General features: G+C 71.5%; 19 protein-coding genes. 7 read left to right on the top strand and 12 right to left on the bottom strand.

Translation table 11 applies throughout. The features are described 5' to 3' along the window. Positions 1-31: 31 nt before the first annotated feature. The 4 genes from F9B98_RS09055 to F9B98_RS09040 are packed head-to-tail and all read right to left on the bottom strand — an operon-like array spanning position 32 to position 5,215. A complete protein-coding gene (locus tag F9B98_RS09055) occupies positions 32-499 on the bottom strand; it encodes a MaoC family dehydratase (RefSeq protein WP_150956264.1) in 468 nt (155 codons plus the stop codon). Continuing rightward, on the bottom strand, positions 496-1,674 hold the full coding sequence (locus F9B98_RS09050) for an acyl-CoA dehydrogenase family protein (RefSeq protein WP_150956261.1): 1,179 nt from the start codon (positions 1,672-1,674) through the stop codon (positions 496-498). The genes F9B98_RS09055 and F9B98_RS09050 overlap by 4 nt, the downstream gene beginning before the upstream one ends. Then, positions 1,671-3,614 carry an acetyl/propionyl/methylcrotonyl-CoA carboxylase subunit alpha gene (locus F9B98_RS09045; protein WP_150956258.1) on the bottom strand — a complete coding sequence of 648 codons (1,944 nt, stop codon included), beginning with the start codon at positions 3,612-3,614 and terminating at the stop codon, positions 1,671-1,673. The genes F9B98_RS09050 and F9B98_RS09045 overlap by 4 nt, the downstream gene beginning before the upstream one ends. Before the next feature lie 2 nt (positions 3,615-3,616). Then, positions 3,617-5,215 carry a carboxyl transferase domain-containing protein gene (locus F9B98_RS09040; RefSeq protein ID WP_150956255.1) on the bottom strand — a complete coding sequence of 533 codons (1,599 nt, stop codon included), beginning with the start codon at positions 5,213-5,215 and terminating at the stop codon, positions 3,617-3,619. A gap of 121 nt (positions 5,216-5,336) precedes the next feature. Between F9B98_RS09040 and F9B98_RS09035 the strand changes: the two genes are divergently transcribed. Next, positions 5,337-6,161: a TetR family transcriptional regulator gene (locus F9B98_RS09035; RefSeq protein WP_150957759.1), complete on the top strand. Its 825-nt coding sequence runs from the start codon at positions 5,337-5,339 to the stop codon at positions 6,159-6,161. A 139-nt stretch (positions 6,162-6,300) separates the two neighbouring features. Here F9B98_RS09035 and F9B98_RS09030 read toward each other — a convergent pair whose 3' ends face one another. The 3 genes from F9B98_RS09030 to pdhA are packed head-to-tail and all read right to left on the bottom strand — an operon-like array spanning position 6,301 to position 9,934. Next, on the bottom strand, positions 6,301-7,809 hold the full coding sequence (locus F9B98_RS09030; RefSeq protein WP_150956252.1) for a dihydrolipoamide acetyltransferase family protein: 1,509 nt from the start codon (positions 7,807-7,809) through the stop codon (positions 6,301-6,303). After that, positions 7,806-8,813 (bottom strand): alpha-ketoacid dehydrogenase subunit beta, encoded by a 1,008-nt coding sequence (locus F9B98_RS09025; protein ID WP_150956249.1) that lies wholly within the window; start codon positions 8,811-8,813, stop codon positions 7,806-7,808. Before F9B98_RS09025 ends, F9B98_RS09030 begins: the two co-directional genes overlap by 4 nt. Continuing rightward, on the bottom strand, positions 8,810-9,934 hold the full coding sequence (gene pdhA / locus F9B98_RS09020; protein WP_150956246.1) for a pyruvate dehydrogenase (acetyl-transferring) E1 component subunit alpha: 1,125 nt from the start codon (positions 9,932-9,934) through the stop codon (positions 8,810-8,812). The genes F9B98_RS09025 and pdhA overlap by 4 nt, the downstream gene beginning before the upstream one ends. 174 nt (positions 9,935-10,108) lie before the next feature. On the opposite strand from pdhA, the gene F9B98_RS09015 reads away from it, so the two are divergent. Next, on the top strand, positions 10,109-10,582 hold the full coding sequence (locus tag F9B98_RS09015; protein ID WP_056232426.1) for an Lrp/AsnC family transcriptional regulator: 474 nt from the start codon (positions 10,109-10,111) through the stop codon (positions 10,580-10,582). A 4-nt stretch (positions 10,583-10,586) separates the two neighbouring features. Here the strand turns inward: F9B98_RS09015 and F9B98_RS09010 are convergent, their stop codons facing one another. Then, the gene (locus tag F9B98_RS09010; RefSeq protein ID WP_150956243.1) at positions 10,587-11,579 is read right to left on the bottom strand and encodes a DMT family transporter; all 993 of its coding nucleotides are present in this window, start codon (positions 11,577-11,579) and stop codon (positions 10,587-10,589) included. Between the two features lie 71 nt (positions 11,580-11,650). Here F9B98_RS09010 and F9B98_RS09005 point away from each other — a divergent pair, with 71 nt between their 5' ends. Continuing rightward, complete coding sequence (locus tag F9B98_RS09005) at positions 11,651-12,205, top strand: CGNR zinc finger domain-containing protein (RefSeq protein WP_150956240.1); 555 nt, start codon at positions 11,651-11,653, stop codon at positions 12,203-12,205. Here the strand turns inward: F9B98_RS09005 and F9B98_RS09000 are convergent. Beyond that, entirely contained in the window at positions 12,202-13,074 is an 873-nt protein-coding gene (locus tag F9B98_RS09000) for an alpha/beta fold hydrolase (RefSeq protein WP_150956238.1), read from the bottom strand. The two genes, F9B98_RS09005 and F9B98_RS09000, sit on opposite strands and share 4 nt — an antisense overlap. A 163-nt stretch (positions 13,075-13,237) precedes the next feature. Here F9B98_RS09000 and F9B98_RS08995 point away from each other — a divergent pair, with 163 nt between their 5' ends. The 4 genes from F9B98_RS08995 to F9B98_RS08980 all read left to right on the top strand — a co-directional run bounded on the left by F9B98_RS08995 (position 13,238) and on the right by F9B98_RS08980 (position 19,851). Next, positions 13,238-13,972, top strand: a complete 735-nt coding sequence (locus tag F9B98_RS08995) for an exonuclease domain-containing protein (RefSeq protein ID WP_150956235.1) — start codon at positions 13,238-13,240, stop codon at positions 13,970-13,972. A 315-nt stretch (positions 13,973-14,287) separates the two neighbouring features. Next, a complete protein-coding gene (locus F9B98_RS08990; protein WP_150956233.1) occupies positions 14,288-16,588 on the top strand; it encodes a M1 family metallopeptidase in 2,301 nt (766 codons plus the stop codon). 479 nt (positions 16,589-17,067) lie between these two features. After that, entirely contained in the window at positions 17,068-18,849 is a 1,782-nt protein-coding gene (locus F9B98_RS08985; protein ID WP_150956230.1) for an HNH endonuclease signature motif containing protein, read from the top strand. Positions 18,850-19,026: 177 nt separating this feature from the next. Continuing rightward, positions 19,027-19,851 (top strand): carbon-nitrogen hydrolase family protein, encoded by an 825-nt coding sequence (locus F9B98_RS08980; RefSeq protein WP_150956227.1) that lies wholly within the window; start codon positions 19,027-19,029, stop codon positions 19,849-19,851. 325 nt (positions 19,852-20,176) lie between these two features. On the opposite strand, the gene F9B98_RS08975 is transcribed toward F9B98_RS08980, so the two are convergent. From F9B98_RS08975 to glgA, 3 genes are all read right to left on the bottom strand, one after another. Further along, positions 20,177-20,428: a type B 50S ribosomal protein L31 gene (locus F9B98_RS08975; RefSeq protein ID WP_013586710.1), complete on the bottom strand. Its 252-nt coding sequence runs from the start codon at positions 20,426-20,428 to the stop codon at positions 20,177-20,179. Positions 20,429-20,556: 128 nt separating this feature from the next. Next, a complete protein-coding gene (locus F9B98_RS08970) occupies positions 20,557-21,339 on the bottom strand; it encodes an ABC transporter ATP-binding protein (RefSeq protein ID WP_150956224.1) in 783 nt (260 codons plus the stop codon). Positions 21,340-21,434: 95 nt separating this feature from the next. After that, on the bottom strand, positions 21,435-22,625 hold the full coding sequence (glgA, locus tag F9B98_RS08965; protein ID WP_150956220.1) for a glycogen synthase: 1,191 nt from the start codon (positions 22,623-22,625) through the stop codon (positions 21,435-21,437). Positions 22,626-22,653: the final 28 nt, after the last annotated feature.

Raw genomic sequence — 22,653 nt, 5'->3', positions numbered from 1 at the left:
AACGCGCCGCGCGGCTCGGGGAGGGACCCGCTCACGCCGCCGCCTCCTGCGCCCACACCAGCACCGTGCGGGTCGCGGTGGCGACCACCTCGTCGTTCTGCGAGCGGCCGGTGTGCTCCATGACGACGATCCCCTGCCCCGGGCGCGAGGCCGAGGGGCGCACCGAGACGATCTCGGTCTCGGCGGTCAGGGTGTCGCCGACGAACAGCGGAGCCGGGAAGCTCACGTCGGTCAGCCCGAGCTGCGCGACGAGCGTCCCCTGGGTGAGCTGGGCCACCGAGAGTCCCACGAGGGTCGACAAGGTCCACATCGAGTTCACCAGCGGGCGCCCGAACGGCTGGGTCGCCGCGTACGCGGCATCGAGGTGCAGGGCTTGCGGGTTCATCGTGAGGGTCGTGAAGACCACGTTGTCGGCATCCGTCACCGTCCTTCCGGGGCGGTGCGCGTAGGTCTCCCCGACGACGAATTCCTCCAGATACAGGCCGCGCTGCTCGATCATGCCGCCACGGTACCCGTGAGCCCCAGCGCGCGCGAGATCACCATGAGCTGCACCTCGGTCGTGCCCTCGCCGATCTCGAGGATCTTCGAGTCGCGGTAATGCCGAGCTACGGGGTACTCGTTGATGAACCCGTTGCCGCCGAACACCTGTGTCGCATCGCGGGCGTTCGCCATCGCGGCGTCGCTCGCGGTCATCTTCGCCACCGCCGCGTCGACCGAGAAGGGCTTGCCGGCGTCGCACAGGCGCGCGGCGTGCACCCACGCGAGACGGGCGGTGTGCACGCGGGCGTGCATGCGCGCGAGCAGGAACTGCATGTTCTGGCGCGTCGACAGGCGCTCGCCGAAGACGGTGCGGCTGCGGGCGTAGTCGACGGCGGCTTCGAGGCATCCCTCGGCAGCGCCCGTGGCGAGGGCGGCGATCGCGACGCGGCCCTCGTCCAGCGTGCGGAGGAAGTTCTTGAACCCGTGCCCGCGCTGGCCCAGAAGGTTCGCCTCGGGAACCCGCACGCCGTCGAACGTCAGCGGATGCGTGTCGGAGGCGTTCCAGCCGACCTTGTCGTACGCGGGACCCACGGTGAAGCCCGGCGTGCCGTTGGGCACGATGATCGTCGAGATCTCGGGGCGGCCCGCGTCGGTGCGGCCGGTCACCGCGGTGACGGTCACGAAGCGGGTGATGTCGGTGCCGGAGTTGGTGATGAACTGCTTCGTCCCGTCGATCACCCACTCGCCGCCCTCGAGCTTCGCGGTCGTGCGGGTGGCGCCGGCATCGCTTCCGGCCTCGGCCTCGGTGAGCCCGAATCCGGCGAGGGCGCGACCGGCGACGAGGTCGGGCAGGTACTCCGCCTTCTGCGCGTCGGTGCCGTAACGGTAGATCGGCATGGCGCCCAGGCCCACGCCGGCTTCGAGGGTGATGGCCAGGGACTGATCGACGCGCGCGATGCCCTCGATCGCGACGCACAGGCTGGCATAGTCGCCGCCCTGCCCGCCGACTTCCTCGGGGAACGGCAGCCCGAACAGCCCCAGCTCGCCCATCTGCTCGACGAGGTCGAGGGGCAGCTGGTGGGCGCGGTCGGCTTCGTACGAGCGCGGGGCGATCACCTCGTCGGCGAACTCGCGCACCATCGCGCTCAATTCGCGCTCGTCGTCGGTGAATCCCTGCTGGCTGTCGATGCTCACGAGTGGGTCTCCTTGTGGGATGAAGAGGGGGCGGATGCCGGGATGCCGGCGGGATCATGGGAGGGGGGAATCTCGGGGGTCACCGTCGCGACCACCGCGTCGCGGGCGACCTGCGCGCCCGCCGACGTGCGCAGCCGCACCGTTCCGGCATGCGGGGCCATGACGGTGTGCTCCATCTTCATCGCCTCGATCGTGACGAGCCGCGCTCCGACCTCGACCGCGGTCCCGTCGGCGACGTGCACCGCGACCACGGTTCCGGGCAGCGGCGCGACCAGGTCGGGGTCCACGGCTCCGGGCGCACGGCTCGCGGCGGCGCGGCGACGCGCGGCGGCGTCCCGGCGCGACACCACCCGCAGGCGGTGAGCCCCGCCGTCGGCGTGCACCCAGTACTCGACCGGCCCGCCCGTCACCACGGCCTCTTCCGCCGTGCCCGGCTCGACCACGTGCACCTGTCCCGCGTCGTCCTCCAGCGCCACCGTGCGAGCAGCCGCCGCTCCCCCGGCACGCCAGGCCCCCACACGACCCCAGACCGAGCCGTCGGCCGGGGTCCCGGCATCCGCCACCGCTCTCTCGGCGACTGCGGCGAGCGCGACCGGGGACGGTTCCGGAGCCTCGGGAATCCCCCGCCGATCCAGCAGCCCCGTGTCGAGATCGCCCGCCCGCACGGCGGGTTCGGCGAGCAGGGCCCGCAGATCGGCGATGTTCGTGTCGACGCCGAGCACGACCGTGTCGGCCAGCGCCGCGTCGAGCCGGGCGAGGGCCGTCTCGCGGTCGGGTCCGTGCGCGATGACCTTGGCGATCATCGGGTCGTACAGCGAGCTGATGACGCTGCCGGTTTCGACGGCGCTGTCGACGCGGGCGGATCCCGGATGCCACAGGCTCACGGTCCCGGTTGCGGGAAGGTATCCGCGCGCCGGGGTCTCGGCGTACACGCGCGCCTCGATCGCGTGTCCGTCGAGGCGGATCTCGCCGAGCTCGAGCGCGAAACCTGCCGCGACCCGCAGCTGCTGCTCGACGAGGTCGATGCCGGTGACCATCTCGGTCACGGGATGCTCGACCTGCAGGCGCGTGTTCATCTCGATGAAGAACGGCTCGTCGAGCCGGTCGCCGGCGACGAGGAACTCAACCGTTCCCGCGCCCAGGTAGCCGACACTGCGGGCGGCGGCGACGGCGGCCTCGCCCAGGCGGGCGCGGGTCCCTGCGTCCACGACGGGAGAGGGAGCCTCTTCGATCACCTTCTGGTGCCGCCGCTGCAGGGTGCACTCGCGCTCGCCGAGCGAGAGGGTCGTGCCGTGCGCATCGGCGAGCACCTGCACCTCGATGTGACGCGGGCGCTCGAGCAGCCGCTCGAGCAGCAGGGTGTCGTCGCCGAAAGCCGCGGCGGCGACCCGGCGGGCCGTCGCGAGCGCGTCGGCGAGGTCGGCGGGACCGGTGGCGACGGTCATGCCCTTGCCGCCCCCGCCGGCGGAGGGCTTGACGAGCAGGGGGTATCCGGCGCGGTCGGCCTCGACGGCGATCTCGGCGTCGGAGAGCCCCGTGGCCGAGAAGCCCGGCACGGTCGGCACGTCGTGCGCGGCGACGTGCTCCTTGGCGCGGATCTTGTCGCCCATCACCTCGAGCGCTTCGACGCCGGGGCCGACGAACACGATCCCGGCCACGGCGCACGCGCGGGCGAAGCCGGCGTTCTCGCTGAGGAAGCCGTATCCCGGGTGCACGGCATCCGCCCCCGACGACACCGCGGCGGCGATCACCGCGTCGACGTCGAGGTACGAGGGCACGCGCACGGCGTGATCGGCCTCGCGGGCGTGGGGAGCGTCGGCATCCGCGTCGGTGAAGACAGCGATCGAGCGGATGCCGAGACGCCGGAGCGTCCGGAACACCCGGCGCGCGATCTCGCCTCGGTTGGCGACGAGAACGGAGGAGAACGGGGGACGGTTCATGATCACATCCGGAAGAGGCCGAAGCCCCGGTCGGCGAGCGGCACGCGGCTGACGACGTCGAGCGCGAGCCCGAGCATCGTGCGGGTGTCGGCGGGGTCGATCACGCCGTCGTCCCAGAGCCGGGCGGTGGCGTAGTACGGGCTGCCCTGCTCTTCGTAGCGGTCGCGAATGGGCTGCTGGAAGGCCTGGTCGTCGGCATCCGTCCACTCTTGCCCGCGCGCGGCGCGCTGGTCGCGCGTGACGGTCGAGAGAACGGATGCCGCTTGCGCCCCGCCCATGACCGAGATGCGACTCGAGGGCCAGGTCCAGAGGAACCGGGGGTCGTACGCGCGACCGCACATGGCGTAGTTGCCGGCGCCGTACGACCCCCCGACGAGGACCGTGAGCTTGGGGACGCGGGTCGTCGCGACGGCGGTGACCATCTTGGCGCCGTCTTTCGCGATGCCTCCGGCCTCGGCATCCCGCCCCACCATGAACCCGGTGATGTTCTGCAGGAAGAGCAGGGGGATGCCGCGCTGGTCGGCGAGCTCGATGAAGTGCGCGGCCTTGAGTGCCGACTCGCTGAAGAGCACGCCGTCGTTCGCGATGATCCCCACCGGGTGCCCCTGCAGACGCGCGAAGGTCGTGATGACGCTCTCGCCGTACAGGGCTTTGAACTCGTGCAGGGTGCCCGCGTCGACGAGGGTGTCGATGATCGCGCGCACGTCGACGGGCTGACTGACGTCGGCGGGGACGATGCCGTAGAGCTCCTGCGGGTCGCGCGCGGGGGCCTTCGCGTCTTCGACGGGCCAGACCGGCGCGGGGGTCTGCGGGAGGGTGGCGACGATGTCGCGGACGATCTCGAGCGCGTGCTCGTCGTCGTCGGCGAGGTGATCGACCACTCCCGAGCGGCGGGCGTGCAGATCGCCACCACCGAGCTGTTCCGCGGTGACGTCTTCGCCGATCGCGGCCTTCACCAGGGGCGGTCCGCCGAGGAACACCGTGCCCTGGTTCCGCACGATCACGCTCTCGTCGCTCATCGCGGGGACGTAGGCCCCTCCCGCGGTGCACGAGCCCAGGACGGCGGCGATCTGCGGGATGCCGCGGGCAGACAGCTGCGCCTGATTGCGGAAGATGCGGCCGAAGTGGTCGCGGTCGGGGAACACCTCGTCCTGCATCGGCAGGAACGCTCCTCCAGAGTCGACGAGGTAGACGCACGGCAGCCGGTTGTCGAGGGCGATCTCCTGCGCGCGCAGGTGCTTCTTCACCGTCAGGGGGAAGTACGCCCCGCCCTTCACCGTGGCATCGTTGGCGACGACCATGACGTGGCGTCCGTGCACGAGGCCGATGCCGGCGACGACTCCCGCGCCGGGAGCCCCGCCGTCGTAGAGACCGTGGGCGGCGAGGGGCGCGACCTCGAGGAAGGGACTGCCCTCGTCGAGCAACCGGTCGATGCGGTCGCGGGCGAGGAGCTTGCCGCGCGCGGTGTGGCGCTCTCGCGCGGCGTCGGATCCGCCGCGGGCGGTGCGGGCGAGGACGGCGCGGAGCTCTTCGGCGAGGTCGCGCTGGGTGGGCGCGGCGGTGGCGTCGGGCGCTGGTGGGGTGACCGGTGCTGTGCTCATGGCGGCTCCGTCTCGGCGCCGCGTCGTCGACGGCACCGTCGTTCCGGTCGGGTCGTTCCCGCCGGGGAATTTCAGTTAATGTTGGCTAACTGAGATTCCAGGCTAGCCCGAGCGGATGCCGATGACAAGAGCGAACGACGAGCCCCGTGCGGCCACCGACGAGCCGCGCGCCGAGGCCGTGGGTCCGCGGCCCGCCGGCACCGCCCGCGACCGTGCGAAGGCCGACCGCCGCGCCGCCCTGCTCGCCGCCGCCGCGCGCCTGTTCGCCGAGCGGGGCTTCGACGGTGTGACTCTCGGGGACATCGGCGAGGCCGCCGGCGTGAGCGGGCCCGCCGTCTATCGCCACGTCTCGGGCAAGCAGGCGCTGCTGGGCGCGATCCTCGTCGACGTCAGCGAACGGCTGCTCGAGGGCGTGCGCCGGGTCGCCGAGCTCGCCGCCGCGGACACAACCGCGGAGCTCCGAGCCGACATGCCGCGCTCGGCCACCCCCGTCCCGCGTGTCGCCGAATCCCCCCGCAGCCGTGCACAGCCGGCATCCGCCGCCCCCGACCGGCGTGTCGCCGAATCCCCCCGCAGCCCAGCTCACACGGCATCCACCCCCGGGTCACCCGGAACCCCCGACGCCGTGCTCCGCGCGCTCGTCGACTTCCACGTCGAGTTCGCGCTCGCCGAGGCCGACGTGATCCGCGTGCAGGACCGCGACCTCGACCGCCTCTCCCCCGACGACCGCCGCACGGTGCGCCGCCTGCAGAACGCGTACGTCGCCATGTGGACGGAGGCTCTCGCCGCTGCGAATCCGGATGCCGAGAACCCGGCCGAACGGCGCGTGCGAGCCCTCGCGTGCTTCGGCCTGATCAACTCGACACCGCACAGCGTGCGCGGCGTGCCCGCGGCTCGCGTGCGCCCGACCCTTACCCGCATGGCGCTCGCGGCGCTGACGGCCTGATCCCGGCATCCGGGCACCTCGCCGCCGCCCCGGCGTCGCACGCCGGATGCCACGGCGATCAGAAGGTGCCGAGGGCGATCACTCCCCCGGCACCCCGTCGGTGTACCGCGCGACGACGAGTGCGCCGCCGCGGGTCCGCTCAGCGCAGCAGCATCGCCCTCCCGGGTTCGCGCATCACGCCGGCGACGTCGGTAAGGAACCGCGCCGCCTCGGCCCCGTCGACCAGGCGGTGGTCGAACGAGAGGCTGAGGGTCAGCACGTCGCGCAGGGCGATCTCGCCGTGGTGCTCCCACGGGGTGCGCCGGAGCGCGCCGACCGCGAGGATTCCGGCCTCACCCGGGTTGAGGATCGGGGTCCCGGCATCCACTCCGAACACGCCCACGTTGGTGATCGAGAACGTCCCGCCGGTCATCGCGGCAGGAGCCGTGCGTCCGGCGCGGGCCGTGGCGGCGAGCTCGGCGATCGCGTCGGCGAGGTCGACGAGGGCGAGGGCATCGGCATCCGGAATCACCGGAACCACGAGACCGCGGTCGGTCGCGGCGGCGATCCCGAGATTCACGTAGTGGTGCTCGACGATCTCACCCGCCGCCTCATCCCACCTCGCGTTGAGCGCGGGCGTGCGCCCGAGCGCCAGGCACACCGCCTTCGCGACGATCGCCAGCAGCCCGATCTTGTGCCCGTCGAGGGCACGGTCGGTCTTGAGGGATGCCAGCAGCTCGGTCGTCGCGGTCACATCCAGCGTGAGGAAGGTCGTCGCGTGCGGAGCGGTGAACGCACTCTGCACCATCGCCGCCGCCGTGTGCTTGCGCACTCCGCGGATCGGTGTGCGCGTGACGCGGGGGTCGCTCGCTCGAACGGCCGAGCCCGAGGGAACCACCGAGCCCTCGGACGACGTGTCGGAGCGCGACTCCGCGCGGGTGGGGGCCTGCGTCGCGGCGGTGGACGGGGGTGCGATCCTCGCGGCGTACTCCTCGACGTGAGCGCGCGTGACCATCTCGCCCGGGTGGGCGGCGGCGACGAGCACGAGGTCGATGCCGTGGTCCTTCGCGAACTTGCGCACCGGCGGCGTGGACCGCGGACGCTCGAGCGGCAGGTCGATGGGGCCGGTCCGCACGACGTCGTGCGGGGCCGCCTCGCGCACGGCGCGGTCGGTGTCGAGGGTGACGGTCCCCGCCCCGCGCGCCCGGCGCCGCGGCCGGGTGCCCGAGGTCGGGGCCGCGCCGTATCCGACGAGGTTCGGGGTCGCCCGCGCGGCGATGTCGTCGGCGGGGACCTCGACGGGTGCGTCGACGACCTCCTCCACGGCGCGACCCTCCGCCGCGGCGGCCGGGGACACGGCGGCCGGGGACACGGCGGCCGGGGCAGACGTGGGCTCGCTGGACGCGGGCGCCGGGGTGCCGGCATCCGCCCCCTCCACCGCGAACGACACGAGTGGTGAACCGACCTCGACGACGTCGCCCGCGGCGGCGTGCAGACCCTGCACGGTGCCCGCGTACGGCGAGGGGATCTCGACGATCGCCTTGGCGGTCTCGACTTCGGCGATCGTCTGGTTGAGGGTGACGGTGTCGCCCTCGGCCACGTGCCACTGCACGATCTCGGCCTCGGGAAGCCCTTCGCCGAGGTCGGGAAGCAAAAACTCCGCGATCACGACATCACCTCCGAGCCCGCCCCGCGCTCCAGCACCCGGTCCACCGCATGCAGGATCCGATCCAGGTCGGGCACGTGATGCTTCTCGAGCTTCGACGGCGGGTACGGGATGTCGTGTCCAGTGACGCGCTGCGGCGGCGTCTCGAGGTAGTGGAAGCACTGCTCGGTGATGCTCGCGACGAGCTCGGCCCCCACCCCCGCTTCGCGCGCGGCCTCGTGGGTGACGACGATCCGTCCGGTCTTGCGGACAGATGCCGCGACCGTGTTCATGTCGATCGGCGACAGCGAACGCAGGTCGATGACCTCGAGCGAGAGCCCCTCGTCCTCCGCGGCGAGCGCGGCGTCGAGCGCCGTGCGCACCTGGGCGCCGTAGGTGACGATGGTCGCGTCGGTGCCCTCGCGGGCCACGCGGGCCAGGTGCATCGGCGGGGCGTCGGCGAGGTCGGCATCCAGATCGACCTCTCCCTTGGAGTGGTACAGGCGCTTGGGCTCGAAGAAGATGACCGGGTCGTCGGAGGCGACCGCCTGCTGCAACATGACGTAGGCGTCCTGCGGGTTCGATGCGGCGACCACGCGGAGCCCGGCGGTGTGCACGAAGTACGCCTCGGGAGACTCGGAGTGGTGCTCCGCCGCGCCCACGCCCCCGGCCCACGGGATGCGGATGACCAGCGGCATCCGGATCCGCCCGTTACTGCGGTAGTGCAGCTTCGCGACCTGGCAGACGATCTGGTCGAACGCGGGGTAGACGAACCCGTCGAACTGGATCTCGACGACGGGGCGGTAGCCGCGCAGGGCGAGGCCGACCGCGGTGCCGACGATGCCGGCCTCGGCGAGCGGGGTGTCGACGACGCGCTGCGCGCCGAAGCGGTGCTGCAGACCGTCGGTGACGCGGAAGACGCCGCCGAGCTTGCCGATGTCCTCGCCCATGAGCAGGACCTTGTCGTCGTTCTCGAGTGCCTTGGCCAGGCCCGCGTTGATCGCGGACCCCAGGGTCATGGCGGTCACTTCTCGAACCCCGCGAGGTACTCGACGTACTCCGCCTTCTGCCGCTCGACCCCGGCATGGGGCTCCGCGTACACGTGGTCGAACATCGTCTCGGGGGCCCGGGTCGTCGCCCCGATGCACGCCGCGCGCACCTCGGCCGCGAGCGCGTCGGCGGCGCGGGCGACCTCGGCCATGCCGGAGTCGTCGAGCATCCCCTCGGCGCGCAGGTACGCCTCGAGCCGCGCGATCGGGTCGCGCTGCGCCCATTGCTCGACCTCGGCGGCGTCACGGTAGCGGGTGGGGTCGTCGCTCGTGGTGTGCGGTCCCATGCGGTACGTCACGGCCTCGATGAACGAGGGACCCTCCCCCCGACGAGCCCGATCGAGCGCCCACCGCATCGCGGCGACGCAGGCGAGGGCGTCGTTTCCGTCGATTCGAACACTCGGGATGCCGAACCCCGGCGCCCGACCCGCGATGGGGTACTTGGCCTGGACGGTGACGGGCTCCGAGATGGCCCACTGGTTGTTCGAGCACACGAACACCACGGGAGCGCGGAACGACGAGGCGAACACCATCGCCTCGTTGACGTCACCCTGGCTGGTGGCCCCGTCGCCGTAATAGGCGACGGCGACGTCGGTCGATCCGTCGCGCTGGGCGCCCATCGCCCAGCCGGTGGCGTGCAGCGACTGCGCGCCGATGATGATCTGGGGAGGAGCGGCGTTGATGGTGGTGTGGTCGTAGGCCGAGTGCTCCTCGCCGCGCCACGCGAGCACGTAGTCGGCGGGCTGAGCGCCGCGGGCGAGCAGCACGCCGTGCTCGCGGTAGCTGGGGAAGACGAAGTCGCCGGGGGCGAGCGCGTGGGCGGTTCCGACCTGCGTGGCCTCCTGGCCGCGGCACGGTGCCCACAGCGCCAGCTGACCCTGGCGCTGCAGGGCGACGCCCTCGGCGTCCAGTCGGCGGGTGAGGACCATGTCGCGATGCAGGGCGCGCAGCTCGTGCGGCGACAAGTCGGCGACCCAGGGGTCGAGGGTGTCGTCGGCGATCCGAGAACCGTCGGGCTCGAGAAGGCGGAGCACGTCGTCGAGGGCGCCGGGATCGTCGGCGCTTCCTGTCGAGGAGTCCCGCGTCTGGGTGTACGTCATCGTCATCCCTCCAGTGCGGCCCGGGCTCCTCGTGAGAGCCGGGGCGTACGGATGCCGGCAGCACCGCCGACGAGGCCGACCGTACGCGCGGAATGCAGCCCGCTCAAGACCTCGCCGTCATATTGAGCATCGTGCCCACCGCAACCGACCTTCGCGCTGCTAATGTTTCGCACCATGAGCAAGCTCGACGCGGTCGACCTCGACCTCCTCCGCGCCCTGTCCGCCGATCCGCGCGCCACCGTCGTCGCGCTCGCCGAGAAACTCGGACTGTCCCGCAACACCGTCCAGGCGCGCATGAGCCGCCTGGAGCGCGGGGGCGTCTTCCTCTCGTACGAACGCACGCTGTCAGCCGAGGCACTGGGCTTCCCCATCGAAGCGTTCCTGCAGGTGACGGTGCGGCAGGCCGAGCTGCCGGCGATCCGCGCCGAGCTCGCCAAGGTGCCCGAGGTGCTGCAGGCGCACGGACTCAGCGGTCAGGTCGATCTGCTCGTGCGCGTGGCGTGCCGCGACACCCAGCACCTGTTCGACACCGACGCGCGCATCCTTGCGATCGAGGGCGTCGAGCGCACCGAGACCTCCCTCGTCATGGGCGAGGTCATCGGCTACCGCGTCGGCCCGCTGATGCAGCTGGCACGCGAAGAGATCTGACTCTCTACGGCGCCGGCACCACCGGGATGCTCGCCGTCTCGGTCTTCTGCTCCACCGGGCTCCCGGCATCCATCCGCACGAGCACCACGCCCGCGAGGATCAGCGCGCCGCCCACGAACTGGACCGGCGCGGGCGTCTCGCCGAGCAGCAGCCACGCGAAACCGAGCGCGAAGAGCACCTCGCTGAGGCCCACGAACGACGCGAGCCGCGAACCGATCAGCGGCACCGCGATCACGCCCAGCGCGTAGCCCACGGTGGTCGCGACGCCGCCCACCCAGAGCAGGGGCAGGATGCCGGGCAGCTCGAGCCCCGCGAGCGACACGGTGATCGAGGGGGCGGCGAAGGGCAGCGCCCCGGTGAGTACCAGCACTCCCATGAGCAGCGTCCCGGTGAGCAGGCCTCCGGCGGCCAGGGCGAGGGGCGGCAGGTCGTCGCCCGCGCGCCCGGCGATGACGAAGTACGCCGCGGCGCACACCGCCGCGCACAGCGCGAAGATCGTGCCCAGCAGGTCGAAGCGCGCACCGCTGATGTCGACGACGAGCACGAGACCGGCCATCGCGACGACCGACCCGATCAGCACGAGCTTCGAGGGTGAACGCCGCGTTCGCACCCACACGGCGATGACGATGAGCACCGGCGCGATGTACTGGATGAGCAAGGCGACGGCGACCGGCATCCGCTGCATGGCGGCGAAATAGAACAGCTGGCATCCGGCCACGGCGGTGAGACCGAACGAGACGATGAGCAGTCCGTGCCGCCTCAGGAACCCGCGCTGTCGGCGGATCGCCAGGATGAGCGCCGGCGACAGCAGCAGGGCCGCGAGCCCCATGCGCACGAGCAGCACCGCGCCGAGAGACCAGCCGCCGTCGAGCAGGGGTTTGACGAACGGACCGCTCGACGAGAACGCGAGGGCTGAGGCGACGGCGATCGCGAGGCCGGTGACGGCGCTCGATCCGCGGTGGGTGGGACGCGGGAGGGTCACGGAAGACGTGGTCATGCGGGCCTGCTGTCACGAGTGAAGGGGGTTTACACTCGTGACAGTACGGCCTCTACCTGTCAGGAGTCAACGTGGTCTTCATTCGTGACACCGAACTCGTGCTGCGCGCCGCCGTCGAACTCGTGAACACCCTGCCCCACACCGACGTGAGCGGGGTCGACACCCTCGTCGAGGTGTCCGATCTCGAGGCCTTCACCGAGACCCACGGCTACACCGGCTCGCGCACGCGCGACGCTCGCGAGCTCGCCGCCGTCCGCGGCATCCGGTCCCGCATTCTGCAGCTGTGGAGCGCCGACCGCGACGGGGCGGTTCCGCTCGTGAACGCGATGCTCGCCGACGGACGCGCGCTCCCCCAGCTCGTGCGGCACGACGGCCTGGACTGGCACATCCACGCGAGCGACCCCGCGGATCCCCTGGCCACCCGCATCCTCGTCGAGACGGCGCTCGCCTTCGTCGATGTCATCCGCGCCGACGAATACGACCGGGTGCGCGTCTGCGATGCCGACGATTGCAACGGCGTCTACGTCGACTTCTCGAAGAACGGCTCGAAGCGGTACTGCGACGCCGGCAACTGCGGCAACCGCATGAACGTGAACGCGTACCGCAAGCGCCGTGCCGGGGCCTAACCGAGGAATTCGACGATCGCGGATGCCGCGGCCCCGGGCGTCTCGTAATGGATCAGGTGCCCGACCTCGGGGATCTCGACGAGCCGCGCGTCGGGGAAGAGCGTGGCGAGGTGGCGCTCGGCCTCGATCGGAGTGATGTCGTCTTTCTCGGCCGCGATGAGCAACGTCGGCTGGGCGATGCGCGGGGCGAACTCCCGCACGTCGTGCGAGACGCTCGTCACGAAAGCCTCGTGCAGCACGTCGCGGTCGGCGAAGCGCGAGAAGTACTCGTCGTGCTGCTCGTGCACGAAGCGGCGCAGCTCGGGGTCGCGCGTCTTGGCCATGGCGTTGCTCATCACGCGCACGATGAGGCCGTTGCGCAGCAGGGCGTCGCCGAGGGCGCGCGGCAGCTTGGCCCCGGCGAGGTAGTAGAAGACGGCGAGGCGGGTGAGGATCCCGCGCGGGCCCTCGAGCGCGGGCGCCCCGATCGGGTTGACGAGGATGAGCCTCGGCGTCGACAGCCCACCCGCCACCGCCGCCGACGCGACGATCGAGCCGAACGAGTGGCCGAGCACCACGGCATCCGGAGCGACCTCCTCGACGAACGCGCGCAGCCACGCGGCGTAGGTGTCGAGATCGTGGGGTCGGCCGCGGAACGGCGCAGTCTCACCGAACCCGGGAAGATCGGGAGAAATGACCCGGATGCCGGGAAGATGCGCCACCACCGGATCGAGCCCGTGGTGCTCGCCGCGGAAGCCGTGCACCGCGACAATGGTCGTCTCGGCGTCGTCGTCGCCGTAGACCCAGTACGCCGTCGTCCCCCCGAGAACGCTCGCCTCGCGCCGCACGACGGGGATCTGAGCGAGGCGTTCGGCGTAGGGGTTCGGCATGGGTCGAGTCTACGAGGGGGGTCCGACATCGCCCGTGCCGGGGGCCTCCAGCAGGGCCGGTCCCCCGTCTCCGCTACACCCTCGCGATCCCCGGCTCCCCGGCATCCGCCCCGCTTCTGCGCGCCTCGACGGCGATGTCGGAGCTCCGCTCTACCGTGAGCGCATGACCACGTGGCAGGCCGAGCCGCTCCCCCTCTTCCAGACGCCCGAGTGGGCGCGCCTCGTCGGCGTGTTCGATCTCGAGACGACCGGGATCGATGTCGAGAACGATCGCATCGTGACCGCGCACGTGGGCGTGCTCGATGCCGACGGTCACGTCGTCGATGCGCGCGACTGGCTCGCCGACCCGGGCGTCGAGATCCCGGCCGGGGCCGCGGCCATCCACGGCATCTCCACCGAGCGCGCTCGCGCCGAGGGCGCTCCGGCGCCGCGCGTCGTGGCCGAGGTCGTCGAGGCGCTCGGGGCGCTGTTCGCCGCCGGCATCCCGGTCGTCGCCTACAACGCGCCCTTCGACTTCTCGATGCTGAAGAACGAAGCCGTGCGCCACGGGGTGGCTCCCATCGCCGCTCCCTCCCCCGTCATCGATCCGCTCGTGGTCGACAAGACCTTCGACCGGTATCGCCGCGGCAAGCGCACGCTCTCGGTCGTCGCCGAGCACTACTCCGTTCCCCTCGAATCCGCCCACCAGGCCTGCGCCGACGCCGTCGCCGCTGGTCGGCTCGCCCTGGCCCTCGCCGAGAAGTTCGGCCCCTGGCTGCCCTCGACGCTCGACGAGCTGCACACCCGGCAGATCGCCTGGGCCCGCGCGCAGGCGGCGAGCCTGACGGAGTACTTCGTGAAGATCGGTCGGCTGGATGCCACGGCTCCCGCGATCGACGGGGCGTGGCCGATCCGCTGAGGTGAGGACGGACGCCTGCCGCGACAGGCACCGCCTCCCGGCAGGAGGTCGAAGCCGTGCGGAGCGAGTGCATCGGGACGCGCACGTTCACGATGGCGCCTATGCGTCCCCTGTGACGGATCCCGCCCTCGTTCGACACGCGGCCGAAACCTGCCGCCCCTACGGTGGCGACAACCACCTCGGCGGCTCCCTTTCACGTGTGCCGCCGCATCTTCTGAACGGACGACAGAACACATGCGCCAGGCTACGGCAGCCCCTCCCTCGCACCCTCCCCTCTTCCGCCGCTCACTCCTGACACTGGGAACGGCCGCACTCGTGGCGGGGCTCGTCTCGTCGTCCGTCGCGCCGGCGGTCGCGGCCGACCCGGTGGACGGCGCGCGCACCTCGGGCGACGCGATGTTCCCGAATGTCGGCAACGGCGGCTACGACGCCCTCAACTACGACATCGACCTCGCGTGGACCCCCGATGCGGTGCAGACCGGCTCGGTCGTCGCGGGCTCCATCGTCGCGACCTCGACGATGACCGCTCGCGCCTCCGCGCCGCTGCGCAGCTTCTCGCTCGACTTCGAAGGGCTCGTGGTCGACTCCGTGACGGTGGACGGCACGCCCGCCGCGTGGCAGCGCGACATCGACGCCGGCGCGATCCGGCACAAGCTCGTCGTGACCCCCGCCACCCCGGTCACGGGCGAGTTCCGGGTCACGATCGCCTATCACGGGGTCCCACAGGCCCACGTCGACGCCGACGGCTCGTACGAGGGGTGGAACGCCACCACCGACGGGGCGACGATGCTCGGTCAACCGGTCGGCAACATGACCGGATTCCCTCACAACAACACGCCGGGCGACAAGGCCACCTACTCGATCTCCCTCGACGTTCCGACGACCCTGACCGACGCCACCGGTGCGGGAGCGGCCCCGGCCGCCGCCGTCAGCAACGGCGAACTGCTGTCGAAGACGCCCTCGGCGGATGGAACCCGCACGACCTGGGCCTGGCAGCAGACGAAGCAGATGGCATCCGAGTTGCTCCTCATCTCGATCGGACGCTACGACGTCATCGAATCGTCGGTGACCCTCACCGACGGCAGCACGATCCCGGCGTGGTCGTTCGTCGACTCAACATCGACCACGGCGAACAAGGCGACCGTGACCACGGCGGTGAGCCAGCTCGGGCCGATCATCCGCAACCTCGAGTCCCTCTACGGTCCCTACCCGGGCCGCAGCGCGGGCGTTGTCGTCGATCGCGTCCCGCGCGGAATCAATTACGCGCTCGAGACGCAGGACCGCTCGTTCTTCCCGACGCGGATCAACACCAGCACCCTCGTGCACGAGCTCGCCCACCAGTGGTACGGCAACAACGTGTCCCCCACGACGTGGACCGACATCTGGGTCGCCGAGGGCATGGCCACCTGGTCCGAGAGCTACTACGCCGGCAGCGACGGGTTCGGCGCCGGCACCGCCTCTCGCGAGGCGCAGTTCGACGCGTGGAACAGCACGCCGGCGGAAGAAGCCGACTGGACCATCGCCCCCGGAGCCCAGACCGACTCCGCCTCCCTGTACGACTATCAGACCTACGACCGGTCGGCGCAGTTCTGGGCGGCGCTTCGCGTGGCGATTGGCGACGACGCGTTCTTCGACGTCGTGAAGCAGTGGCAGCTACGCAACAGCGGGACCAGCACGACCGGAGCCGACCTCCTCGCCCTCGCCGAGGAGATTTCCGGCCGCGACCTGGAGGCGTTCTACACGGACTGGATCCTGGATGCCGACAAGCCCGCGTGGCCCGACCAGTTCACACTCGCGCTGACCACGGCGGCGACCGCTCCACTCGATCGCGAAGCTTCCACGAGCTATACGCTCACGGCCGACAACACCGGGCTCGTCCCGCTCGCCTCCTCGACCGCGACGCTGGATGTCAGCGGCATCCTGGATCGCGCCTCGATCAACGAGGCCACCCTGCCCGTCGGTGTGACGCTGTCCGGTGACGAGTTGGTCTGGACCATTCCTGCGACCGACCCCGGACGCACCGCCACGACGACGTTCGAGGTGACGATCGCCGACGACGCCTCCGGTGGCGTCCTCACCGCCGAGGCCGTCACAAGCCTCGGCGGAACGTGCGCGGTGTGTGCGAGCACACTCGCGGTGCGGGAGTATCCCGTCGACGCACAGGCGCCGGTCATCGTGGGCGAGACCGCGGTCGGTTCGATGCTCACGGCGACCACCCCCGGGTGGACCGAGGGCACCTCGTTCGCGTATTCCTGGGCCGTCGACGGGACTCCGATCCCGGATGCCACGACCCCCACCTATGTGATCCCGCCCACCGCCGAGGGACGAACGGTGACGGTGACCGTGACGGGCAACCTCACCGACTATCTCACTCAGTCGCGCACGAGCGCGCCCGTCGGGCCGGTCGTTGCCGCGGTCGTTCCCTCGCCGTCGGCCTCGCCGTCGGTGTCCGCTGCGGCCGTTCCGCCTGCCGGGCCCGGTCAGCTCGGCGCGACCGGCTCGGAAGCGCCGATCGCGGCGATGATGTGGGCTCTTGCGGCTGTCATCGGCGGCGCGGCGCTGTCGGTCATGGCGGTGCGACGTCGGCGGGTGACTCGAGCGTCCGACGCGATCTGATCGTCGCGCGGTAGACGCTCCCGCTCCCGGGTCGACCGGGGGCGGGGGCGTCTTTTCGAGCTCAGCGCGGCGAAGACGCCCGGGGCCGGGCGAGGGCGCCTCCTCCTGCGTGTCGGTCCGGCAGCCGGGACAAGGCTGCGATCGCGTCATCAGCGGAGAGCCGGCATGAGTGCGCGGATGTGAGCCTCGTTCGCCGCGCGCCCGCCGGGCTCGACGACCTTCGCCCCGCCACAGGTCGCGATCCCCACAGTCGTCCGCGGGCCACGGCGGGCCCTCACTCCCGTGTGCGAGGTGCTCCGACCATCGGCGGGTCGTCGCGCAAACCCCACGCGAACTCCCCGCATGCGCTGGCTCCGCACGCCTGCAGACGGCGGCACGGGTGGCACCCGGACTCGTGACCTTTCCCCTGCGAACGGGCCCTCCACCTGCGGCAACCCCCGCCCCGATCCGATGTCGGAGGTCGGCGATAGCGTTCTGCCATGACCCGCAGCCCACGCTCCGCAGACCGGCCGACGCCGGTGTTTCGGGAGTGCGATGGTGCGCCGTGGCCGAGTGATGACGAGCTCGAGTTCGAAGCGGAGTGGGCGGCTTTCCGGGAAAGCGGCGATGTCGAGTGGTGGACGGATGCCGACAGCCCGGCGCCCGGTGAGGTGTCTGTGCTTGCGGGGCAGGTGTTTCCGTGTGATGGTCTCGGTGGCGTCGATGCGTGGGAGGGGGACGCCCTCGCGCACCCGCTCGATAGCGCGTTTCTGGCGGTGTCGGATGTCGATGGGCGGGTGGGCCACCTGGAGAACGTGGTCGCCGAGCGGCAGCGGGCGACGGCGGAGGAGTACCGCCTGATCCTGGCGATCCTCGACGACGCCGCGTTCGATCCGACACCGTGGGTCGGCCCCGACCCGACGCTCGATCGTGCGTGGCAGGATCCCCGGGGCCGCACCCCTAGGGCCGTGCGGCGTGACCGCGTCGATCTCGCCGAGCGCGCGGCGGTGGCGGAGATCGCGGTGCGTCTGCACCTATCCGAGCAGACCGTTCGCACGCGGGCCGCGCACGCGCGGACGCTGGCGGTGGGGTGCCCGAAGCTGTGGGCCGCGTTCGGTGAGGGACGTCTGTCCGAGAGGCACGCGGTCGATGCGGCGCGGTTGGCGTCGACCCTGCCCGCCGGTGACGCCGACGCGTTCGCGCGTTTCGACGACGAAGCGTGCCCGCCCGCGCTGGTGTTGACCCCGGCGAAGTTCGCCGTCGCAGCCCGCGCGATTCGTGAACGCGTGCACGCGGAGTCGATCGAGGCCCGTCATCGCCGCGCCGCGGAGGACCGCGGGGTGTGGATGCGGGCGGAGCTGGATGGCATGGCCTCCCTGCACGCGCTGCTCCCCGCTGACCGGGCGCACGCTGTCATGTCCCGCCTCGACAAAGCCGCCCGGCACGTGCGTGCTGCGCCCGACGAAGAACGCACCCTCGCGCAGCTGCGCGCCGACGCGTTCGCCGACCTCGTGACGATGACGGATGCCCCGAAGGCTGCGACGACGGCCCCACCCGTGTTCCCCAACGCTTCCGTTACCGCGCCCGGCGCGAACAGCACTACCCGCTCCACACCGTCGCCCGCGTCGCACGGCGCCTCGCCCGTACCGCACGACGGCTCACCCGCACCGCACGACGGCTCACCCGCACCGCACGGCGGCTTGACGGCGCCGCCAGATGGCCCGCCCGCACCGCACGACGACCCGCCCGCAACACGCGACGACCCGCCCGCGCCTGTCGCGCCTGCCTCACCGCGCACGTTCCGCTCCGCCCCACCGGCGACGATCATCTTCACCGTCCCCGCGCTCACGCTCCTCGGCGCCGACACCGAACCCGCCACCCTCGAGGGCTACGGACCCATCGACCTCGACACCGCACGACGCCTCGCCGGCACCGCCACCTCGTGGATCCGCCTGCTCACCCACCCCGTCACCGGCGCACCCCTCGTGCTCGACCGCAAGACCTACCGGGTGCCCGTCGCGCTGCGCCGGTGGCTGGGGATCACCTCACCCACCTGCGTGTTCCCGGGGTGCAACCGCGCCGCACGCGACTGCGACATCGACCACCTCACCGCCTGGGCCGACGGCGGCACCACCGACGACGACAACCTCGACCCCAAATGCCGCCATCACCACCGCCTCCGCCACGAAACCCGCTGGGACATCGACCACCCACCCGACGCCCCCACCACCTGGGTCTCACCCCTCGGCGGCACCTACGACACCGACCCACCACCCTTCTGAGGTCGGCATCGGACGGGCCGCGCGCGGGACCGACCCTCCCTGAGCCCGCGTCGCCACGGGCCTGGGCACGAGCGCCGCGCAGGACCCCCGCCCCACCCGCGCCTGGGCGTTCACCTCCACCCTCGCCGCCCCCTGCCCCGCGCTGACCCCCGCCCCTGCCCCTGCCAGACTGTCCCCGTGCCCGTCCGCATCGCCACTGTCCAAGCCGAAGCCGTTCCCGGCGCCGTGGAGCTCAACGTCACCCGCGCCGCACAGTTCGTCGTCGAAAGCGCCGCGGCCGGCGCGGAGCTCATCCTCTTTCCCGAAGCGTTCGTCACCGGCTACGACGAAACCGCGTTCGCAGGCGCACTGCCGGGGCTCGACGACCTCGCCTGGCTCGGCCCTCTGCAGAATGCCGTCGACACAACCGGTGTGGTCGCCGTGGTGAACACAGCGCTGCAACACGACAGCCACCGCACCCTGACCGACCTCCTCGTCGTTCCCGGCGCACCTCTGCACGCGGCGTACTCCAAGCAGCACCTGCACGCACCCGAGCGCGCCATCTTCACGCCGGGCGCACGGGGGTTCTCGTTCCGGATCGCCGACGTCGAGTTCGCGCTCTCGGTCTGTTACGACGCGAACTTCCCCGAGCATGCGTCCGCCGCCGCATCGGCCGGAGCCACCGTCTACCTCAACAGCGGCGCGTATTTCCCGGGCGGTGAGCGCCGTCGCGACCTCCATCTGGCCGCACGCGCTCTCGACAACGGGATCTACGTCGTCTACAGCGGCCTTGTCGGAGCCCCGAGCGACTTCATCGGCGGCTCTGGCGTCTTCGACCCTCTCGGACGCCGGATCGCGGCCGTCGACGAGCGCGAGGGACTCGCCATCGCCGACATCGATCCCGCCCTCGTGCACGACGTCCGACGAGATCAGCGCATGTGGGCGGACCGCCGACAGGATCTGGGCGGTTTCGACCGGCTCGGACTGCTCCTGTTGCAAACCGACATCGCGTCACGCCGCTGAGGTGATCCCGTAGCCCCGACGCCACCCCTCGTGCGCACGACCACGCGCCCACCCCCGAATTGAACCCCGGGTCTCCCGACCCGACCCCCTGCCGGTCTCACCATGCCGTCCTCGCACTCAGCCCGCCCACAGGCGCCCGCAACCCCACGTCGTCCCCGCGCTCACGCCACCCATCGGCCGCCCCTGCGCTCACACCGCCCGCAACCCTCGCCGCCCCCCGCTCCCAGACGCCCCACCAGCCCCGCCCCCACCCCACGTCCCCACACAACGCGAAAGCCCCCCGTCCCGAAGGACGAGGGGCTTTCGCTGCGGGAACCGCTGCGAATCAACGACCGCCGAAGTTCTTGAAGCGCTGGTTGAACTTCTCGACACGACCGGCGGAGTCCATGATGCGCTGCTTGCCCGTGTAGAAGGGGTGCGAAGCCGACGAGATTTCCACGTCGATGACGGGGTACTCCACGCCGTCGAGCTCGATCGTCTTGTCGCTCGAGACGGTCGAACGGGTGAGGAACGTGTCGCCCGAACCGAGGTCGCGGAACACGACGGCCTTGTACGTGGGGTGGATGTCAGTCTTCATGGGAGGTCCTTTGAGAAGTGGTGTCCTGGATTCTGCCAGGACGTCAAAGTCTGCGGCGCCGATGGCACCAACGGGAGAGTCTACCAGGCCCAGCTCCGAGCCGTGGTCACCGGCGATACCGCACCAGGTCAGGACGCGCGAGCCGCCCAGCGACCGGCCTCGTGCGTGAGCGTGATGTCGAGCCCGAACGTCTTGGAGAGGTTGTCCGCCGTGAGGGCCTCGTCGAGAGGACCGGATGCCACGACCTCACCGTCCCGCAGCAGCAAGACGTGCGTGAAGCCGACGGGGATCTCCTCGACGTGATGCGTCACCATGACCATCGCCGGCGTCGTGGGCGCTTGCGCGTACCCCGACAGCAGCGCGAGCAGCTCTTCGCGCGCACCGAGGTCGAGGCTCGCGGTGGGCTCGTCGAGCAGCAGCAGCTCGGGGTCGGTCATGACGGCACGAGCGATCTGCACACGCTTCTGCTCGCCGTCGCTGAGCGTGCCGAAGGTGCGGTCGGCGAGGTGGTCGAGCTTCCACTCGGCGAGCACCCGCAGCGCGCGACGCTCGTCGATGTCGTCGTAGTCTTCGCGCCAGCGCCCGACGACCGAGAAAGCCGCCGTCAGCACGACGTCGAGCACGGTCTCCTCCGCCGGAACCCGACGCGCCATCGCCGACGAAGCGAACCCGATGCGCGGACGCAACTCGAACACGTCCGTGCGACCGAGACGCTCGCCGAGGATCGTCACCGCACCCGCGGTGGGGTGCAGCAGCGTGTCGGCGAGCTGGAGGACCGTCGTCTTCCCCGCGCCATTGGGGCCGAGCACGACCCAGCGCTGGTCATCCGACACCATCCAGTCGAGGTGGGACACGATGTCCCGCCCGTTCCGGCGAACGACGACGTCGGAGAACTCGAGAACCTGGGGCATGCCCCCAGCCTACTGTCCGGCAGGCAGAGCACCGGATGCCACGCGGCCCCTGTGGACAGCACGTGCAGGCCCGCGAGGACCCCGCGAACCCCGCCCTACTTCCCCGCGACCTCCGCGTACAGCGCCGCCGTCGTCTCCGCGATCGCCGCCCAGCTGAAGTCGTCGACCGCGCGCTGACGCCCGGCCTCTCCGTAGGCCCGGGCCTTCCCGGCATCCATCGCCACCTCCGTCAGCACGCGGGCGAGGTCGTCGACGAAACGCTCGGGATCCACGGGCGTGCCGGTGCCGTCCTGCACCTGCTCGATCGGCACGAGGCGCCCGGTGACGCCGTCCACGACGACCTCCGGAATACCGCCCGTCGCCGTCCCGACGACCGCCGCGCCGCACGCCATGGCCTCGAGGTTCACGATGCCCAGCGGCTCGTACACCGAGGGGCAGACGAACGTCGTCGCCGCGGTGAGGATCGCGCACAGCTCGTGGCGGGGCAGTAGCCGCTCGATCCACACGACGCCGTCGCGGGTCGCCTGCAGGCCGCGGACGAGCTCCTGCACCTCTGCCATGATCTGCGGGGTGTCGGGCGCTCCCGCGCACAGGATGAGCTGCACCTCGGGCGGCAGCTGCTCCGCCGCGCGCAGCAGATAGGGCAGCCCCTTCTGCCGCGTGATGCGTCCGACGAACACGACCGACGGGCGCGCGGGGTCGATGCCCTGCGACCGCAGGAAGTCGTCATCCGACACCGGATGCCACGACTCGGTGTCGATGCCGTTGTAGATGACCCGCACTTTGTCGGGATCGAGCGAGGGGTAGCTGCGCAAGATGTCGTCGCGCATGCCCGAACTCACCGCGACGACCGCCGCGGCGCCCTCGTACGCGGTCTTCTCGATGTAGCTCGACACCGCGTACCCGCCGCCGAGCTGCTCGGCCTTCCACGGCCGCAGCGGCTCGAGGCTGTGCGCCGTCACCACGTGCGGGATGCCGTGGAGAAGGGATGCCAGGTGCCCCGCGAAGTTCGCGTACCAGGTGTGGGAGTGCACGACGTCGGCGCCCGCGATGTCCGACACGATCGCGAGATCGGTTCCGAGGGTCTGGATCGCGCCGTTCGCCGACGCGAGTTCGGCCGGCACGCCGTACGACGTCGTGTCCGCCTCCTCGCGCGACGCGCCGAACGCGCGCACCTGCACCTCGGTGCCCTCGGCACGCAGCGCCTTGACGAGTTCGGTGGCGTGGACCCCGGCCCCGCCGTAGATCTCCGGCGGGTATTCCTTGGTCACGATGTCGACGCGCATGAGACGAACCGTAGTACAGCGCGAGACG

Source organism: Microbacterium testaceum StLB037, from assembly GCF_008763945.1.
Lineage (GTDB): Bacteria > Actinomycetota > Actinomycetes > Actinomycetales > Microbacteriaceae > Microbacterium > Microbacterium testaceum_G.
This window is presented reverse-complemented; position numbering and strand designations above follow the sequence as displayed.

Bases quoted from the DNA above. Each gene is read 5' to 3' on its own strand.
- F9B98_RS09040 (WP_150956255.1), bottom strand. From the start codon at position 5,215: ATGAGCACAGCACCGGTCACCCCACCAGCGCCCGACGCCACCGCCGCG.
- pdhA (WP_150956246.1), bottom strand. From the start codon at position 9,934: ATGACGTACACCCAGACGCGGGACTCCTCGACAGGAAGCGCCGACGAT.
- F9B98_RS09015 (WP_056232426.1), top strand. From the start codon at position 10,109: ATGAGCAAGCTCGACGCGGTCGACCTCGACCTCCTCCGCGCCCTGTCC.
- F9B98_RS08975 (WP_013586710.1), bottom strand. From the start codon at position 20,428: ATGAAGACTGACATCCACCCCACGTACAAGGCCGTCGTGTTCCGCGAC.
- F9B98_RS08995 (WP_150956235.1), top strand. From the start codon at position 13,238: ATGACCACGTGGCAGGCCGAGCCGCTCCCCCTCTTCCAGACGCCCGAG.
- F9B98_RS08985 (WP_150956230.1), top strand. From the start codon at position 17,068: ATGACCCGCAGCCCACGCTCCGCAGACCGGCCGACGCCGGTGTTTCGG.
- glgA (WP_150956220.1), bottom strand. From the start codon at position 22,625: ATGCGCGTCGACATCGTGACCAAGGAATACCCGCCGGAGATCTACGGC.
- F9B98_RS09035 (WP_150957759.1), top strand. From the start codon at position 5,337: ATGACAAGAGCGAACGACGAGCCCCGTGCGGCCACCGACGAGCCGCGC.
- F9B98_RS09010 (WP_150956243.1), bottom strand. From the start codon at position 11,579: ATGACCACGTCTTCCGTGACCCTCCCGCGTCCCACCCACCGCGGATCG.
- F9B98_RS09000 (WP_150956238.1), bottom strand. From the start codon at position 13,074: ATGCCGAACCCCTACGCCGAACGCCTCGCTCAGATCCCCGTCGTGCGG.
- F9B98_RS09045 (WP_150956258.1), bottom strand. From the start codon at position 3,614: ATGAACCGTCCCCCGTTCTCCTCCGTTCTCGTCGCCAACCGAGGCGAG.
- F9B98_RS09055 (WP_150956264.1), bottom strand. From the start codon at position 499: ATGATCGAGCAGCGCGGCCTGTATCTGGAGGAATTCGTCGTCGGGGAG.
- F9B98_RS08970 (WP_150956224.1), bottom strand. From the start codon at position 21,339: ATGCCCCAGGTTCTCGAGTTCTCCGACGTCGTCGTTCGCCGGAACGGG.